The organism is Mesorhizobium sp. (genome assembly GCF_024509055.1).
GTDB lineage: Bacteria > Pseudomonadota > Alphaproteobacteria > Rhizobiales > Rhizobiaceae > Mesorhizobium.
Genome location: NZ_JANINM010000553.1, coordinates 1 through 16,146, shown reverse-complemented (window position 1 = coordinate 16,146; position 16,146 = coordinate 1). Strand labels below are relative to the sequence as shown.

Genomic DNA, 16,146 nt, shown 5'->3' with positions numbered 1-16,146 from the left:
CCGCACGGCCGGCTGACAATAGCATATCGCTGTTGACAGCCATTTATGGTACCGGTATCAAAAAGCGTCAAGACAGCCACCGGGAGGGCGCTCGCTTGCCTGCCGAAAATCAAAACGCCTTGTCGAAGAGAGCCCTGGTCACCGGCGCCGCCGGAGGGCTCGGCCGCGAAGTGGCGGTCCAGCTGGCGCGGCGCGGATGCAGCGTGGCGATCACCGACATCAACGGGGAAGGCCTGGGCGAGACCGCGCGCCGGATCGGTGAGGCCGGCGCGGAGTGCGAAATCATCGTTGCCGATCTTACGCAGGAAGGCGCGCCGGAAGCGGCCGCGGCGAAGGTTGTTGGGCGCTGGGATGGCATCGACATCCTCGTCAACAATGCGGGCTACGGCGTCATCGAACCGTTTCTGGACGCCACCTACGAGGCCTGGACGCGCACGCTCGCGCTAAACGTCACTGCCCTGGCCATGGCTTGCAAAGCGGCGGGCCGGGTGATGCGCGACCAGCGCTCCGGGCGTATCATCAACATCACCTCGCCCGGCTCACGCATGGCCCTGCCCGACTACACCGCCTACACCGCGAGCAAGGCCGGAGTCGATTCCATCACGCGGGCGGCCGCGGTGGCGCTGGCGCCTTATGGAGTGCTGGTGAACAGTCTGGCGCCGGGCATGATGGATACGGAAATGCAGCGCTCGACGGAGATCGACCTTGCCCGCGCCAATGGCCGCGGCGACCTGCAGGCTTTCCTCGACGAACGCACACGCCGCGTTCCCCTCGGCCGCCGCGCGGAAATCGCCGAAGTCGCGGAAGCCGTCGTCTGGCTTTGCCTCGACGCACCGCAATACATGACCGCCGAGCGGCTCAATATGTCGGGCGGGCTCGACAAGGACTGAGGACTGATGCTGCGCAACTCTCCCCCCGGCACCGCCGATATCGGCGCGCTCGAGCACAAGGCAACAGCGCTGCGCCGTCACATGCTGACCATGGCTCGCGGCCAGGGCCAGGGCTATATCGGCCAAGGCCTGGGCATCGCCGACATGCTGGCCGCGCTCTATTTCCATGAGCTGCGCTATGACCCGCAAAACCTGGCATGGGCCGATCGCGACCGCTTCCTTTTGTCGACAGGGCATTACTCCATCGCCCTGTGGGCAGCACTTGCCGAAGCCGGCATTATTCCGGTCGAGGAACTCGCGACTTACGGCGCCGACAACAGCCGGCTGGAGATGTCCACCCTCGACAGCACTCCCGGCGTCGAGGTGATCGGCGGCTCGCTGGGACATGGTCTCGGCCAGGGCATCGGCCAGGCGCTCGGGCTGCGTCTCGACGGGTCGGACGCGCGCGTCTTCGTCGAGCTCTCCGACGGCGAGATGCAGGAAGGGTCGACCTGGGAAGCGGCGATGTCGGCCAGCCACTTCAGGCTCGATGGCCTGGTCGCGCTGATCGACGGCAACGGCATCCAGGCCGACGGAGCGGTCGTGCTCGACATGGAACCGGTGGCCGACAAATGGCGGGCCTTCGGCTGGGAGACATTCGAGATCGACGGCAACGACATGAGCGCGGTTGTCGGCGCGCTGGCTGATGCCCGCCGGCGCAACGGAAGGCCAAAGGCGATCGTCCTGCGCACGCTTCCCGGCAAGGGCGTGCCGCGCATTGAGAGAAGCGAGAAATCGCACTTCTTCCGCATCGATGTGGCCCAGTGGGACGGCATCATCGCCGAGTTCGAACAAAGCGTGGGAGTGGCGCAATGAGCGGCGCTGCGATGGAGGCCGGGCGCACGCTGGCCATGGGCCAGGACGAGGCCGTCGGCGGCGGGCGGCAAAGCGTCGAGGCGCCGTTCGGCAGGGCCTTGGCGAGGCTCGGCCGGAGCCACCCGGAGATCGTCGGATTGACTGCCGATCTCGGCAAATACACCGACATCCATCCGTTCCGCGATGCCTTCCCCGAGCGTTTCTTCAACGTCGGCATGGCGGAACAGAATCTTGTCGCCGTCGCCGCCGGCCTGGCCCGCACCGGAAAGATACCGTTCGCCACCACCTATGGTGTGTTCGCGACGCGGCGCGCTTTCGATTTCGTCGCCATCGCGCTCGCCCACTCCAACCTCAACGTCAAGATCATCGCCGGCCTGCCTGGCCTGACGACCGGCTATGGCGGCACGCATCAGGCGATCGAGGACCTGGCCCTGATGCGCATGATCCCCGGCCTCACCATCATCGACCCGTGCGACGCAACCGAGATCGAGGCGGCGACCGAGGCGATCGCGGAGCACCGTGGGCCGGTCTACATGCGGCTGTTGCGCGGCAGCGTGCCGGTCGTGTTCGAGCCCGGCTGGAAATTCGAGATCGGCAAGGCGCGGCACCTGCGCGAAGGGTCCGATGTCGGCATCGTCTCGACCGGCTTCATGACCGAGCGTGCGCTGGACGCAGCGGGGGTCCTGGGGCGAAAGGGCATGTCGGTCGGCGTGTTGCACGTGCCGACGATAAAACCCTTCGACGCGGGTGCCGTGGCTGAGTTCGCGGCCGGCGTCAGACATGTCGTCACGGCGGAAAACCATGTCGCGGTCGGCGGGCTGGCGAGCCTTGTCGTCGAGACCTTGTTCGACGCCGGCATTGCGAGGAAAGTGACGCGCATCGGCCTGCCCGACCGCTACATCGAGTGCGGCGCAGTGCCGACCCTGCAGGCGAAATACGGCCTGACGACGGAAGCGGTCATCGCGACCGTCTCGGCATTAGGGTAGTTCCGAAAATGAAGATCACCGAGATCGAGACCTTCACAGTCGGCGCCGGTTGGAAGAACTGGCTGTTCGTCAAAGTGCATACCGACGAAGGCATCCACGGCGTCGGCGAAGGCACGCTGAACGGCTTCATCAAGACAACCGAGGCCGGCGTGCATGAGCTCAAGCATCTCGCCATCGGCCAGGATCCGCGCCACATCAACGTGCTGGCCAAGCGCATGCTGGACAGCGTCTCGCTGGACGGCGGCCACATCCACCGTACTGTGATCGCGGCGATCGAAGTCGCCTGCTGGGACATACTGGGCAAGAGCCTCGGCGTGCCGATCCACCAGTTGCTGGGCGGCCAGGTGCGCGACAGCGTGCTCGGCTACGCCAATGGCTGGTACCGGACCGAGCGCACGCCGGAAACCTTCCTGGAAGCCGCCAAGGCGGTGCGGGCCAAAGGGTTCAAGGCGTTCAAGCTCGACCCGTTCGGCACCGCGCAGGGCTTCATCTCGCGCGAGGAACTGGACCTTTCCTACGCCATCTGCCGGACCTTGCGTGACAAGCTGCCGAAGGACACGCTGATCCTCATCGACGTGCATGCCCGCTTCACAGAAATCGCCGCGCTGCAGGCGGCGCAGAAATTCGCCGACCTCGACATCTACTGGTGGGAGGAACCCACCTCGCGCGACCGCCAGGAGACCGTGCACGAAGTCGCGCATCGCTCGCCCATCCCAGTAGCGACCGGCGAGATGTACGACACGGTCGGACAATTCTACACGTTGGCCGCCGGCGGTGGCGTCAACATCTTCCAGCCTGAGCCGATGTCGCTCGGCGGCATCGTGCCGTCGATGCAGGTGGCCAATCTCGCATTTGCTCATGGCAGCTACATCGCCCCGCATCAGAGCGGCGGGCCGGTGGCGACGGCGGTGTGCCTGCAACTGGCGGCGGCGGTGCCGAACTTCCTGATCCAGGAGCATTTCGACGCTTTCAACGACCCCTGGACGCGCGAGCTGGTGACCTGGCATCCAACGGTCAATCCGGACAACGGCCATCTGTCGCTGCCGGACGCGCCGGGGCTTGGCATCGATCTCAACATCGATGCGATCAAGGATCACCCCTACGATCCCAACGCTTATCTCAACGTCCATGCCGAGGGCTGGGAAATGCGGCTCGGCCGCCAAGAAGAGACAGCAGGCAAGCGGAAGAACTGATCAGGCGCTTTCGCGGTCGACGATCTCGAAGCCGAGGCTGGTGATGGTCGGCACCTTGGTGTCGCCGCCGAGCCTTGCCAGCAACTGCCGGACCGCCCGCCGGCCCATCTCGTAGCGATTGACCTTCACCGTGGTCAGCGGCGGAAAGAGCTGCGCCGCCAGATCCATGTCGCCGTAGCCGGCGATGGCGATCTTACCGGGAACCGCCCAACGCCGACGATGGCACTCCTGCACTGCGCCCACGGCCAGCGTGTCGCTGGAAAAGAAGATGGCGTCGATGTCCTTGTGGCGGGAGGTCAGCGTCGCCAGCGCCTCTGCGCCGCCTTGCGCGGTTATCGGCACCTCGACCTCCATGTCGGCATGGTTCTTGAAACCAAGCTCGGTCAGCGCCGCATGGTAGCCGGTGCGGCGCTGCTGCAGGCGGTCGTTGCCATGGATCGGCGTCGAGACGAAGCCGATCCGTTTATAGCCCTTGGCGGCCAGATGCATGGTCATGGCGTAGGCGGTCTCGAAGTTGGAGACGCCGACGACGATGTCGATCGGCTTGCGGCCCTTGATTTCGGAAATCTCGACGACCGGCGCGCCGCTGCTCTTCAGCAAGGCGCGCGCCGTCTCGCTTTGCACGAAGCTCTGCAGGATCATGCCGACCGGGCGCCATCCAAGCAGATTGCGGATCGCCTGCTCCTCGGCCTCCTGCGTGAATTCGCCCTGCACCAAAAGCATCGAATAGCCGCTCTCATGGCACTCGTCGGACATGCCCTGCACCTGTTCGGCAATGCCCGAATTGATCAACGGCGGCACAACGGTGCCGATCATGCGGCCGTTCCCGCGCATGCTGGAGGCCAGTCGGTTGGGTACGAAGCCAGCCTGCTCGATGGCTTCCAGAACCTTGGCGCGTGTCTCCGGTGAGACCATGTCGGGATTGGACAGGGCGCGCGACACCGTCATCGGCGCGACACCGACGCGCTTGGCGATCTCGCGAACGCCAAGACGCCGCGGCTTCTTCTCATCTGCCGGCGGTTTATCGATCATCACGCACTCCCAAGGAGCGTGATCGACCGATGCAAGGTCATCGCGATCACGCGAGCGATGTCAATGCATAGCCGGTGCGGCGGGCGCTTGCCAGCGTCGCGCTCAAGCGCCCCTCGGTTCCAGTGTTTCAGAAGTTGCGGCCATAACCCGCTGTCCATCCACCATCCACGCCCAGCATCTGGCCGGTCGTATAGGTGTTCAGCGGATCGCAGAAGAACAGGACGGCCGCGACCGCTTCCTCTAGGGTGCCGGGACGCCCGACTGGCGTGTGGCTGAGCATCGCCTTGTCGCCGGAGATGATGGCCTCGTCCTCGATCGCGCCGACGCCGACGCCGACGGCGTTGACCAGGACCTTCGGGCCGAATTCCATGGCAAGGGCGCGCATGCCGGCAAGGACCGCCGCGCTTTCCATGGAGAACAGCGGATGGCGGCGCATGGGCATGCCGGCGACTGCCGAAAGCAAGAAGACGATACGTCCCTTGCCGCGCTCGCTCATGGCCATGGCAGCCTTGCGCGCGGCACCATGAACGGACCTTGGGTCTTCCGTCACCCGTCCGGGACGAAGCGGACAGGACACCAACAGAATGTCGGCGGTGCTTTCCTGCCCAGTTTCGACCAAGCGGGCACCGTTGGCTTGCAAGGCGGCCAGCGCTGCCTCGGCAATCGGATTGGCCTCGCCATCCAACGCGACCGTTGCGCCATCGAGTTCGATTTCCATGGCGCTGCTCACATCATGTACCCGGCTGTCCAGCCGCCATCGACGGCCAGCACTTGACCGTTGATGTAGCTGGCAGCAGGAGAGGCAAAAAAGAGTACCGCCTCGGCAATCTCCTCCGGCTGAGCCGGACGGCCAAGCGGGACATGGTCGAGGAACTCCCGCGTGCGCCCGGCGAACTTGCCGTCGTCGCCATAGAAGAGCTTTGCGGTCAGCGCCGTCATCACTGAGCCGGGCGCGATCGCATTGGTGAGAATGCCCTTCCCGCCCAGTTCGATCGCCATCGACCGCGTGAGATGGATGATGCCGGCCTTGGCGGCGACGAACGGGCTCTGCAGGCGCATCGCGGCAAGGCCGACCACCGAGGCGATGTTGACGATCCGCCCGCCCCTGCCCGCGGCAAGCATCGGCGCCAGCGCGGCGCGGCTCACGATGTAAAGGCCATCGAGGTCTATACCGGTGATGCGATCCCATTCCTCGGGCGGGAATTCGTCGATGGTCACGCGGTGCGCCAGCGTGTTGACGCCGGCATTGTTGACCAGGATGTCGAGTCGCCCATGGCGTTCGGTGACCGTTGCGACCGCTCTGTCGACCGATTTGGCGTCGCGAATATCGACAGCGCAGGGCATTGCGTTGCGAAGGCCGGCCGCAACGCGTTCCGCGCCTTCCCCGTCGATGTCGGCGACGATCACCGCCGCTCCATTGTCCGCCAGTCGTCTGGCTATGGCGCTTCCGATCGCCCCGGCGGCCCCCGTGACCAAGGCGACTTTGTCCGACAAGTCACACCGCAACGGCGCCCTCCTTCAATGATTATAATAATATAATCTCACAACCGCCATCAGAACGCAATTTAGCATCGTGGCTCTCAGGTGACCCAGAGGCCCTGCCTGTGGCCCCGCCACGACAGGGTAGTTGCACAATGCGGGCGGCCGACTTAACAAATCTGGACGCCAACTTTCGATCTTTGGACACGTGGCTCCGAACGCGCAGTTGATCAGAATCCTCGTCGTGGTCACGCCAAGCTTCAATCTGGCGGCAACCACGGCTTTCATCGATCCCTTTCGGGCGACGAATTATCTCGAGGGACTGACCCGTTTCCGGTGGACGCTTGCTTCCGCCCAGGGCGGACCCTGCCTGGCCAGCAACGGGATGATCGTCCAAACGGAAACACTGACCTCAGTTGAAGAGCATGCCTTTGAAATCGTCCTGGTTTCGGCGAGTTGGACACCCGAGGCGGCAAGCACCCCTCACCTGCGAGCGCTGCTCAGAAAATGGGCGCGCAACGGGTCGATTGTCGGCGGGCTGGACACGGGCGCGTTCATCCTGGCCGACGCCGGACTGCTCGACGGACGACGCGCCACCGTGCATTACGAGCATATCGACGCGCTGAAGGAGCTGCACGCCGCGATCGACGTGTCGGAGGACATCTTCGTTCATGACGGAAAGCGCTTCACCTGCAGTGGCGGGATCGCTTCAGCGGATGTCGCGCTGCATCTCATTCGGGCAAGCGCCGGAGACGCACTGGCCAACGCCGCGGCCCGCTATATTTTTCATCCGACATTGAGGCCTGCTGGAACGTCGCAGAACCCGGGCAACGCCGAGCCGCTTGGCCGCAACGCGCCCAAGACCGTCCGGCAGGCCATCTCGATCATGGAGCAGCATCTGGAGCAGACGCTCACCATCCCCGAGCTTTGCCGCAAGGTGGATATTTCGCAAAGGCAACTCGACAGGCTCTTCAAACACTATGTCGGCAAGCCGCCGGCGCTTTATTACCGTGACATCCGCTTGGACCGCGCGCGTGGCCTGGTGACCCAGACCGACATGCTGATGTCGGAAATCGCGATCGCGGCGGGCTTTTCCAGCCAGGTCCATTTCAGCCGGGCCTACCGGGATCGGTTTGGCCTTTCGCCGCGCTCCGACCGGGTGGAGGGTCGCATACCTTTCGAGTTCAGGGCCTGGCCGATGCATCGGAAACCATAGGAGGCTTCTGGCGAAAATCGCTAAGTCAGCGGCGAACCGCGCATAGATTTCGCGAACCTAGCGCGGCAATCTCAAGCGCCGTGCCCGACCTTCGGCACGCGAGGCGAAAGGTGCTCCGATGACGCTGCTTCCTTCGAAAGACGAGTTCGCCGCAATCCGGGAGGGATATTCGGCAAACCCATCGCGGTCCCTGTCGCTGAAGAGCGACGCCTACACGGATTCGCGCTGGTACGATGTCGACCTGGCGGCGATCATCGCAAAAACCTGGCAGTGGGTCTGCCATGTCGAGAAGGTCCGCCAGCCTGGCGACTACATCGCGGTCGAGATCGCCGGGCGGCCTGTTGCGGTCGTCCGGGACCGCGAAGGCGTTTTGCGCGCCTTCTACAATGTGTGCAAGCACCGGGCCCACGCGCTGCTCTCCGGTGAGGGCAACTCGAACAAGATCATGTGCCCCTACCACGCGTGGATCTACCGGCTGGACGGCCAGTTGGTGCGCGCGCCGCATACCGAGACGCTGGAGGATTTCCACACACAGGACATCTGCCTGGACCAGGTCAAGGTCGAGGAGTTCTGCGGTTTCGTCTACGTCAATCTCGATCCTTCGGCGCAGTCGCTTGCTTCCCAGACCGGCGACCTCGCGACCGAGATCAAGCACTGGGCGCCCGATATCGACCAGCTGACCTTCGCGCATCGGCTGACCTATGACATCAAGTCGAACTGGAAGAACGTCGTCGACAATTTCCTCGAGTGCTACCACTGCCCGACAGCGCACAAGGATTTCTGCACGCTGGTCGACATGAGCACCTACAAGGTGACCACCCACGGCATCTATTCAAGCCACATGGCGGACGCCGGGAAATCCTCAAATTCGGCCTATGACGTCTCCAACGCGACCGTCCGCACCCACGCCGTGTGGTGGCTTTGGCCGAATACCTGCCTGATGCGCTACCCCGGACGATCCTCGATGATCGTCCTCAACATCATCCCGGCGGGGCCGGACCGGACCTTCGAGACCTATGATTTCTTCCTCGAATCCAAAGAGCCGGACGAGACGGAATTGCAATCGATCAAGTATCTCGACGAGGTGCTGCAGGTCGAAGATATCAACATCGTCGAGAGCGTGCAGAAAGGCATGAACACTCCGGCCTTCACCCAAGGGCGCATCGTCAACGATCCCGACGGTTCAGGGCAGTCGGAGCATGCCGTGCATCACTTCCACGGGCTGGTCCTCGACGCCTACGCGCGATGCTCGGCATGACTGGAAAACTCCGGGGCAAGGTAGCGCTGGTGACCGGCGGGCGCGGCGGGATCGGCCGCGCGATTTGCGAGCGCTTTCTCGCGGAAGGCGCAACGGTTTTCGCGGGCGACCTGAGCGACACGGGCAGTCTGGGTTCCTCGCCTCAGGGGTCGGCAGTGTTCGTGGAACTGGACGTGACCTCGGAAAACCAGGTGAAAGCCGCCATGGCCAAGGTCGAGGCGACGATTGGCAGGCTCGATGTGTTGGTGAACGCAGCCGGGATCGAGATCGAGAAGACCATCGAGCACACGACGCTCGAGGAATGGAACCGCTGTTTCGCGGTCAACGTCACCGGCATGTTCCTCACCTGCAAATACGCCCTGCCGCTGATGCGCAACGCCGTCAGCAGCGGCAACACCGCCTCGATCATCAATTTCGGCAGCTATGACGGCTTCATCGCCGATCCGGGCCTGGCCGCCTATTGCGCAAGCAAGGGCGCGGTGCATGCCCTGACGCGCGCCATGGCCTGCGATCACGGGCCCGAGGGCATCCGGGTCAACGCGATCTGCCCCGGTTATGTGGACACGCCGATGCTGCAGTCCTTCTTTGCCGGCGCGGGATCGGGCGGCGGCGGCCGCACGATCGAAACGCTGCGCGATGCCGTGCGCAACGTCCACCCTATCCGCAACTACGGCACTCCGGCTGACGTCGCCAACCTGGTCAACTGGCTCGCGAGCGACGAAGCGCGCTATGCGAGCGGCCAGCTCTGGATTCTCGACGGCGGCCTTTCGGCCCAGGTTCAACAGATGAGACTTTAGAGAATGAGTAAACCCGTCATCATCACATGCGCGCCGACGGGCGGCATCCATACGCCGACAATGTCGGAGCACCTGCCGATCACGCCGAGCGAGATTGCAAAGGCCAGCATCGACGCGGCCGAAGCTGGCGCCGCGATCATCCATCTCCATGCCCGCAACCCGGAGACCGGTAAGCCCGATCCGCGACCGGAGCTGTTCCAGGACTTCCTTCCGCGCATCAAGCAATCCTGCAACGCGGTGTTGAACATCACCACCGGCGGAGGGCTCGGCATGACCCGCGAGGAACGGCTCCGCGCCGCCAGCGCCGTCAGTCCCGAAATGGCGTCCATGAACATGGGGTCGATGAATTTCGGCATCTTCCCGATGCTCGACAAATACTCGAACTGGAAACACGACTGGGAGCCGGAGTTCCTGGCGATGACGCGGGACTTCATCTTCCGCAACACCTTCGGCGACATCGAGTATTCGCTGCGTGAGCTCGGCGAGGCGCACGGGACGCGCTTCGAGTTCGAATGCTACGATCTGGGGCACCTCTACAACCTTGCCTGGGTCGTCGACCAGGGCTGGGTCAAGCCGCCCTTCTTCGTCCAGATGGTGTTCGGCATTCTTGGCGGCGTCGGCGCCGACCTCGACAATCTGGTGCACATGCACACGATCGCCGAGAAGCTGTTCGGCAACGATTATGAATGGTCGGTGCTCGCGGCTGGCCGGCACCAACTCCCGTTCACCACCCAGGCGGCTCTGCTCGGCGGCAACTTGCGTGTCGGCATGGAGGACAGCCTCTATATCGGGCCTGGGCAGAAAGCGACGTCGAGCGCCGAGCAGGTGAGGAAGATCCGTTCGATCGTCGAGAATCTCGGCCGCACCATTGCCACGCCCGACGAGGCGCGCACGCGTCTGGCTCTCAAGGGCGCCAACAGTGTCGCGTTTTGAGTGAGGGGAAAGGCGTGGTCTCCCGAGGGCACTACCTGCGAGGACGAACGGCGATCGTCACCGGCGGCGGGCGCGGCATTGGCCGCTCGATTGTCGACAGGCTCGTCGCCGACGGAGCGAGCGTCCTAACCTGCGGCCGTAGCACTCGGCCTGATAATCTTCCTGCCGAGGTCGTCTGGGTTCAGGCCGATGTCGGCATATCCGCCGACGCCAGAGCCATCGTGGACTCGACCCTCAAGGCTTTCGGCGAGCCTACAATCCTCGTGAACAATGCGGGCGTACAGCTGACAAAGACCGTCGTGGAGACCACCGACGACGATTGGGATCTGGTTGTCGGAGCGAATTGCAAGGGCATGTTCAACATGTGCCGCGAGGTGCTGCCGCTCATGGCGGCGCACGGCGGGACCATCGTCAATATCGGCTCGATCTCCGGCAACGTCGCCGATCCGAAAATGGCGATCTACAATGCCTCGAAAGCCTTCGTGCATGGCCTGACGCGATCGATCGCGGTCGACCATGGACCGAAGGTTCGATGCAACGCCATCTGCCCTGGCTGGATCATGACCGAGATGGCGTCGGACGGCTTCGACCTCGCCCACGATCCGGCACGCGCCAAGGCCGACGCCATCGCCAGGCACCCGATCGGCAGGCTCGGCGCGCCGGCCGACATCGCCAACGCCGTCGCATGGCTGGTCTCAGACCAGGCGGCATTCGCGACCGGCCAGTGTTTCGTTCTCGACGGCGGGCTGACCGCCGCGTCTCCCTTGCAACCAGGATTGTTCTAGATGACGGACGTCAATCACACAGCTGTGCTCGGCGCAGGCGTCATCGGCGCGAGTTGGACGGCGCTGTTCCTTGCCTCCGGTTACAGCGTCTCGGTGTTCGACGTTTCCGACGCGGCTGAAGCGCAGGTCCGCAACTACGTCGAGCAGGCTTGGCCGGTTCTGAAGGAATTGGGCCTCACTGAAAGAGGCAATCCCGATCGCGTGAGCTTCCACAAATCCCCCGCCGAAGCCGTCGACGGTGCGCATTTCGTCCAGGAAAGCGTTCCGGAACGGCTCAACATAAAGCATGAGCTGTTTGCCGCTATCGAGCCCGCGCTGGCTCCGGACGCGGTCGTGGCGTCATCGGCATCGGGCCTCACGCTGAGCGAAATGCAGGCTGGCTGGAAGAACCCTGGCCGGTTCGTACTTGGACATCCCTTCAATCCCCCTCACCTCATCCCGCTGGTGGAGGTCATGGGAAACGAGCGCACGGCCGACGGCGTGGTGACGCTGGCCGAACGTTTCTACGCCAGCGCCGGGAAAGTCACCATCCGCGTCAACCGCGAGGTGCCCGGCCATGTAGCCAACCGGCTGCAGGCAGCGGTGTGGCGCGAGGCGATCCACCTGATGAAGACAGGCGTCGCCAGCGTCGAGGATGTCGACAAGGCCATGTGGGCGGGGCCCGGCCTGCGCTGGGCTGCGATGGGTCCGACCATGCTCTTCCATCTCGGCGCGGGCGAAGGCGGCCTGGCCGCCTTCTGCCAACGCTATACAGACAGCTTCAATCGTTGGTGGGACGATCTCGGCGTTCTCCATCTCGATCCGGAAACCTCGGCGAAACTGGTCGATGGCGTCACCGAGGAAGCGCAAGGCAAGCCGGTGTCGGATCTGTCGAACCGTCGCGATGCCTTGATCACTGCTACGTTGAAGGCGATGGCTCCGCTGCGAGCGCGCTAAGCAGGCAGGCGCCGGTGTAAATGCTCGGCTAGACAGGTGCCGCTCCGTCGGTGTGGACAGACGGGGTTCGCCGCTTCAACCAATTGCGGACCTTCGGGACATCCGCAGACATGCGGTTCGGCATCGAACGAGCAGCAAGCACCCACCGTCGCCTTGCTATGCGATACTTCAAGCTCGATACTACCGGTCGAACCATCTCCCGATAATGCCCTTCGCTGGGCAAAGCCCATATGTCCGAAGCTATGTGACTGGAGGAAACAATGTTGTCTGCCTCTCATGCGCAACGCTGGCCCGATCTGCCCTATGCCGCGTGGAAGCCCACCTATGAGACCCTGCATTTATGGACACAGATCGTCGGCAAGATCCGGCTCATGCGCGAACCCTGGCTGAACCATTCCTGGCACGTGCCGCTCTATGTAACCGCGCGCGGCCTGACGACGTCGCCCATGCCAGCCGGCGGGCGGGCATTCCAGATCGATTTCGACTTCATCGACCACCTGCTTTGGGTGAAGACGAGTGACGACCACTCCCGCCAGGTTCTGCTAGCCCCGAAAACAGTGGCTGAATTCTATGGGGAGGTGATGGAGGCACTGGTCGAACTCGGGCTCGAAACCCCAATCACCGCGCTACCGTCAGAGATCGCCGGTGGCATCCCCTTCGACCAGGATACGCTCCACGGCTCCTACGATCGTGATCATGCCAATCGCTTCTGGCGCATCCTGCTGTCGACGCATGAGGTGCTGTCACGGTTCCGCACGGGCTTTCTCGGCAAGGTCAGCCCGGTGCATTTCTTCTGGGGCGGCTTCGACCTCGCGGTGACACGTTTTTCCGGCAGGCGCGCGCCGCTGCACCCTGGTGGCATTCCCCAGCTATCCGACATGGTAACCCGCGAAGCCTACTCGCATGAAGTGAGCAGCGCTGGTTTTTGGCCGGGCGGCGGGCCGATCGATTATGCGGCCTTCTATTCCTATGCCTATCCGACACCGGATGGGTTTGCCTCGGCACCCGTCCAGCCGTCACAGGCATTCTTCTCGCAGGACTTCGGAGAATTCCTTCTGCCTTACGAAGCCGTGCGCACCGCGCGCGACCCAGAAGCCATGCTCATGGCATTCCTGGACAGCACCTACACGGCGGCGGCTGATCTCGGCAAATGGGATCGCGCAACGCTCGAATGCCCTTATGGAACGCCTTGCCGGCCTCGGCCCTTTTAGTCGAGCCGCCCATCAAGGCATTGAGAAGGCGCTGGGCCACGACAATCCGCGCGGACGGTGTGCCCTGTTTGCAGCCGTCGCAATCCGTATTTCACACCGTTCCTCGCCTTATCGAGCGACGAGCGTCAAATCGATCTCGGTAATGTGCCAGCGACCGAGATTGGCGGTGTAGAGCTTGTCGCCCTTGAAGGCGATGTTGGTGGGGTGGGCTAGCGTCGTGGCCGCCGGATCCTCGATCAGCACTTCGAGACCGCGATCCTGACGCCAGCGATAGATGCGGCTTGGCTCATAGCATGAGATGAACAGCGAGCCGTCGGGCGCGAAGGCGACGCCGTCGGGAACATTCTGCACGCCTTCGATGACGACTTGGCGCGGTCCGGCCGCACCATCGGCCAGGATCGGCACGTAGCTAATGCAGGGCGCATCGCTCTCCACAACGTAGAGCCCGTTGCCGTCCGGCGCCATGGCCATGCCGTTGGCGAAGGACATCGCTTCCCGGCACCATAGGCCGCCCTCGCCCGTCCTCAGGTCGTATCGGAAAATACCCGAGCGCTTGTCCTGGCCGACGCTGTCCGACACGTAGAGCCAGCCCCTCGCCTCGTCGACGATCGGATAGTTCGGCACGCGGATGCCGGACGAAGCGAAGCGCTGCATGTGCCCTGTCGCTAAGTCCCAGCGGAAGATGGCGGCATGCCTGAGATCGCAGGCGAAGCAATTGCCGGCGCTGTCGAAGGCAATGCCGAGCAAGAAGCCGTCGGTGCCGCCCATACGCTCGACCGAACCGCCGTCGGCGGCCAGCCTCAGGAGGTCGCCGGTTTCGGTGCCGCACCAGATCGATCCGTCGCGGTGGACGGCCACGCCCTCAGGATGCGCGACGCGCGGATTGGTGAAGATGCCGTCGAAGAAGACGCGGGCGGCGGACATGTCGAGCAACGGCTTTGCCATGAATCAGCTCCTTGCGATGTCCAGTCCCTGCGCGGCGATGCAGCGCTCGACCATGGCACGGTCGGCGGCGAGTATCTCGGCAATGAGCGCGCCGCGTTCCTTGGCGCTGACGAATTCCAGTCGGCGCAGGCCGAGCGGGTCGATGCGATTGCGCAGCACCGAGAGCGTGTCGTCTGAAGGCAGCGACACCTCCCGACAGTCGGCGTCGAACGCCACTGCAAAACCTGTCGCATCGCGGATCTGCTGCCGGGCAACGCCCGGCATGGTTTCGATGACGATCAATTCGCTGGATGTCTGATCTAGCCGGAAAACACAGAGGTCGGTGAATACCAGCGCCTTGCCGGTGCGGTAGCCCATCGGCTCGCGTTCGGCCGGCGTCAGCAGCCCGCGAGCGGAGCTGACGATCTCGACCTCGTCCACCAGCGACTGCACGGAATGGCGCGGGACATAGAGCAGGTAGTCGCGGTGCATGTTGGCGACATCGGCCATGCCGCCCTGCCCCGGCAACCGGATCAGGCCGCCACTCGGCTTGCGCAGCGCGATGGTGTTGACGCGGCCGCGCCGGTCGACCTGCGCGGCACCGACGATTTCGTGCGTCACCGCCCCCGCCTGATAATAGGTCGAGTAAGTATCGTCACCACCGGCATGCGCGACGGCGGTCTCGCAGTCCAGGCTTTCGATCAGCGACAGGACCATCGGGCTCGGGGCGATGTCGAGATGGCCGCAGCTCATCGTCGCGATGATCATGTCCGGCGCGTGCGTTGCCTTGGCAAGCCGGTAAGCGACGTTGGCAAGCGGCGACACCGCGCCGGCGCTGGTGAAGCTCTCATTGTCGAGTTCGGCCGCGATGCGCGCGGCGATGATCTCATCGATCGAGGCCTTGTCTTCGCCACGCGAAATCGCAGGGATGGCGACAACCGTCGCTGCGCGCACATTGGCGGCTTTTCGCAGTCGCGGCGGCACGCCTTCGGAAGGCAGGCCCAGACTGTTCGCCAGCGGCGTTTCGCGGTTCGCGAAAGCCTCGGACAATTTCCAGTAGTCCGTGACATAGAATGGCAGGCAGGAAGCCGGATAGGCGCCGCCCGGCGCCAGGGCTATGGCCGACACCTGGTTGCGGGTGAGGATGCCCTGGCGACCATCTTGCCGAAGCGCGCCGACCGGGACGATTTCCTCGACCGTGACCAGCGCCTGGCGCGCCGCGCCAGCCATGGCGAAGTCCAGCGCGCGTGGTCCGATGATCTGCACGTTGCCGCTTTCATCGGCGCGCTGGGCGTGGACGACGAATGTATCCAGCCTGAGCGGCGGGACAAACCCGGTGTCGGTCCCGGCAATCGGATCGGGCCTGGCGACCACAGTTGGCACGCGCGCCAGCATGTCGGACCCTTGAGGAAGCTGGAACGGCATCGAGGGCAGGTTCTGCTGCGCCGCCCGCAGCGCCTGGATCATGGCCAGTGCCGTCCAGTCGCGAACGGGGATTGCGCCGCTCTCGGCGGCGGCTCGGAATCTCGGCGGCAGTCCGAAAATATCGAGGCTGGAAAAGCAGAGGTCGATCTCGGCGACCGTGCCCGCCTCCAGCAACAGTTCGAGCGGCAGCCCGCCGGCCCAGCAGACGTAGCGCAGGTTCTTGACG

16 protein-coding genes are annotated in these 16,146 nt (G+C 64.1%); 11 read left to right on the top strand and 5 right to left on the bottom strand.

The features are described 5' to 3' along the window. The first annotated feature begins 95 nt into the window (after positions 1–95). From Q0L57_RS33395 to Q0L57_RS33380, 4 genes are read left to right on the top strand one after another with little or no spacing between them, the layout of a single operon-like run. Positions 96–890, top strand: a complete 795-nt coding sequence (locus Q0L57_RS33395) for an SDR family oxidoreductase (protein WP_296747418.1) — start codon at positions 96–98, stop codon at positions 888–890. A gap of 6 nt (positions 891–896) precedes the next feature. After that, positions 897–1,745 (top strand): transketolase, encoded by an 849-nt coding sequence (locus Q0L57_RS33390; RefSeq protein ID WP_296747416.1) that lies wholly within the window; start codon positions 897–899, stop codon positions 1,743–1,745. Further along, positions 1,742–2,731, top strand: coding sequence for a transketolase C-terminal domain-containing protein (locus Q0L57_RS33385; protein WP_296747414.1), 990 nt, complete (start codon positions 1,742–1,744; stop codon positions 2,729–2,731). Before Q0L57_RS33390 ends, Q0L57_RS33385 begins: the two co-directional genes overlap by 4 nt. A gap of 8 nt (positions 2,732–2,739) precedes the next feature. Further along, the gene (locus tag Q0L57_RS33380; RefSeq protein ID WP_296747412.1) at positions 2,740–3,924 is read left to right on the top strand and encodes a mandelate racemase/muconate lactonizing enzyme family protein; all 1,185 of its coding nucleotides are present in this window, start codon (positions 2,740–2,742) and stop codon (positions 3,922–3,924) included. Here the strand turns inward: Q0L57_RS33380 and Q0L57_RS33375 are convergent, their stop codons facing one another. The 3 genes from Q0L57_RS33375 to Q0L57_RS33365 form a co-directional block, all read right to left on the bottom strand. Then, positions 3,925–4,956: a LacI family DNA-binding transcriptional regulator gene (locus Q0L57_RS33375; protein ID WP_296747410.1), complete on the bottom strand. Its 1,032-nt coding sequence runs from the start codon at positions 4,954–4,956 to the stop codon at positions 3,925–3,927. It abuts the gene before it with no gap. Between the two features lie 127 nt (positions 4,957–5,083). Continuing rightward, positions 5,084–5,674 (bottom strand): SDR family oxidoreductase, encoded by a 591-nt coding sequence (locus tag Q0L57_RS33370; RefSeq protein ID WP_296747409.1) that lies wholly within the window; start codon positions 5,672–5,674, stop codon positions 5,084–5,086. Between the two features lie 8 nt (positions 5,675–5,682). Beyond that, the gene (locus Q0L57_RS33365) at positions 5,683–6,450 is read right to left on the bottom strand and encodes an SDR family NAD(P)-dependent oxidoreductase (RefSeq protein ID WP_296747407.1); all 768 of its coding nucleotides are present in this window, start codon (positions 6,448–6,450) and stop codon (positions 5,683–5,685) included. A gap of 211 nt (positions 6,451–6,661) precedes the next feature. On the opposite strand from Q0L57_RS33365, the gene Q0L57_RS33360 reads away from it, so the two are divergent. The 7 genes from Q0L57_RS33360 (at position 6,662) to Q0L57_RS33330 (ending at position 13,571) form a co-directional block, all read left to right on the top strand. Next, positions 6,662–7,651, top strand: a complete 990-nt coding sequence (locus tag Q0L57_RS33360; protein ID WP_296747405.1) for a GlxA family transcriptional regulator — start codon at positions 6,662–6,664, stop codon at positions 7,649–7,651. Between the two features lie 118 nt (positions 7,652–7,769). Continuing rightward, on the top strand, positions 7,770–8,909 hold the full coding sequence (locus Q0L57_RS33355) for a ring-hydroxylating oxygenase subunit alpha (RefSeq protein WP_296747403.1): 1,140 nt from the start codon (positions 7,770–7,772) through the stop codon (positions 8,907–8,909). After that, positions 8,906–9,706 (top strand): SDR family NAD(P)-dependent oxidoreductase, encoded by an 801-nt coding sequence (locus Q0L57_RS33350; RefSeq protein WP_296747401.1) that lies wholly within the window; start codon positions 8,906–8,908, stop codon positions 9,704–9,706. The genes Q0L57_RS33355 and Q0L57_RS33350 overlap by 4 nt, the downstream gene beginning before the upstream one ends. A gap of 3 nt (positions 9,707–9,709) precedes the next feature. Continuing rightward, the gene (locus Q0L57_RS33345; RefSeq protein WP_296747399.1) at positions 9,710–10,639 is read left to right on the top strand and encodes a 3-keto-5-aminohexanoate cleavage protein; all 930 of its coding nucleotides are present in this window, start codon (positions 9,710–9,712) and stop codon (positions 10,637–10,639) included. A 14-nt stretch (positions 10,640–10,653) separates the two neighbouring features. Beyond that, positions 10,654–11,424, top strand: coding sequence for an SDR family oxidoreductase (locus Q0L57_RS33340; RefSeq protein ID WP_296747397.1), 771 nt, complete (start codon positions 10,654–10,656; stop codon positions 11,422–11,424). Next, positions 11,425–12,360, top strand: a complete 936-nt coding sequence (locus tag Q0L57_RS33335; RefSeq protein ID WP_296747395.1) for a 3-hydroxyacyl-CoA dehydrogenase NAD-binding domain-containing protein — start codon at positions 11,425–11,427, stop codon at positions 12,358–12,360. 260 nt (positions 12,361–12,620) lie between these two features. After that, positions 12,621–13,571 (top strand): DUF5996 family protein, encoded by a 951-nt coding sequence (locus Q0L57_RS33330; RefSeq protein ID WP_296747393.1) that lies wholly within the window; start codon positions 12,621–12,623, stop codon positions 13,569–13,571. Between the two features lie 108 nt (positions 13,572–13,679). Here the strand turns inward: Q0L57_RS33330 and Q0L57_RS33325 are convergent, their stop codons facing one another. Both Q0L57_RS33325 and Q0L57_RS33320 read right to left on the bottom strand, forming a co-directional pair. Continuing rightward, positions 13,680–14,516: an SMP-30/gluconolactonase/LRE family protein gene (locus Q0L57_RS33325; protein ID WP_296747391.1), complete on the bottom strand. Its 837-nt coding sequence runs from the start codon at positions 14,514–14,516 to the stop codon at positions 13,680–13,682. Between the two features lie 3 nt (positions 14,517–14,519). Then, on the bottom strand, positions 14,520–16,146 hold a 1,627-nt coding region (locus Q0L57_RS33320), incomplete at its 5' end, for a CoA-transferase (RefSeq protein WP_296747389.1).

Coding starts and splice junctions, on each gene's coding strand:
- Q0L57_RS33390 (WP_296747416.1), top strand. CDS start 897: ATGCTGCGCAACTCTCCCCCCGGCACCGCCGATATCGGCGCGCTCGAG.
- Q0L57_RS33385 (WP_296747414.1), top strand. CDS start 1,742: ATGAGCGGCGCTGCGATGGAGGCCGGGCGCACGCTGGCCATGGGCCAG.
- Q0L57_RS33380 (WP_296747412.1), top strand. CDS start 2,740: ATGAAGATCACCGAGATCGAGACCTTCACAGTCGGCGCCGGTTGGAAG.
- Q0L57_RS33375 (WP_296747410.1), bottom strand. CDS start 4,956: ATGATCGATAAACCGCCGGCAGATGAGAAGAAGCCGCGGCGTCTTGGC.
- Q0L57_RS33370 (WP_296747409.1), bottom strand. CDS start 5,674: ATGGAAATCGAACTCGATGGCGCAACGGTCGCGTTGGATGGCGAGGCC.
- Q0L57_RS33355 (WP_296747403.1), top strand. CDS start 7,770: ATGACGCTGCTTCCTTCGAAAGACGAGTTCGCCGCAATCCGGGAGGGA.
- Q0L57_RS33350 (WP_296747401.1), top strand. CDS start 8,906: ATGACTGGAAAACTCCGGGGCAAGGTAGCGCTGGTGACCGGCGGGCGC.
- Q0L57_RS33345 (WP_296747399.1), top strand. CDS start 9,710: ATGAGTAAACCCGTCATCATCACATGCGCGCCGACGGGCGGCATCCAT.
- Q0L57_RS33335 (WP_296747395.1), top strand. CDS start 11,425: ATGACGGACGTCAATCACACAGCTGTGCTCGGCGCAGGCGTCATCGGC.
- Q0L57_RS33330 (WP_296747393.1), top strand. CDS start 12,621: ATGTTGTCTGCCTCTCATGCGCAACGCTGGCCCGATCTGCCCTATGCC.
- Q0L57_RS33325 (WP_296747391.1), bottom strand. CDS start 14,516: ATGGCAAAGCCGTTGCTCGACATGTCCGCCGCCCGCGTCTTCTTCGAC.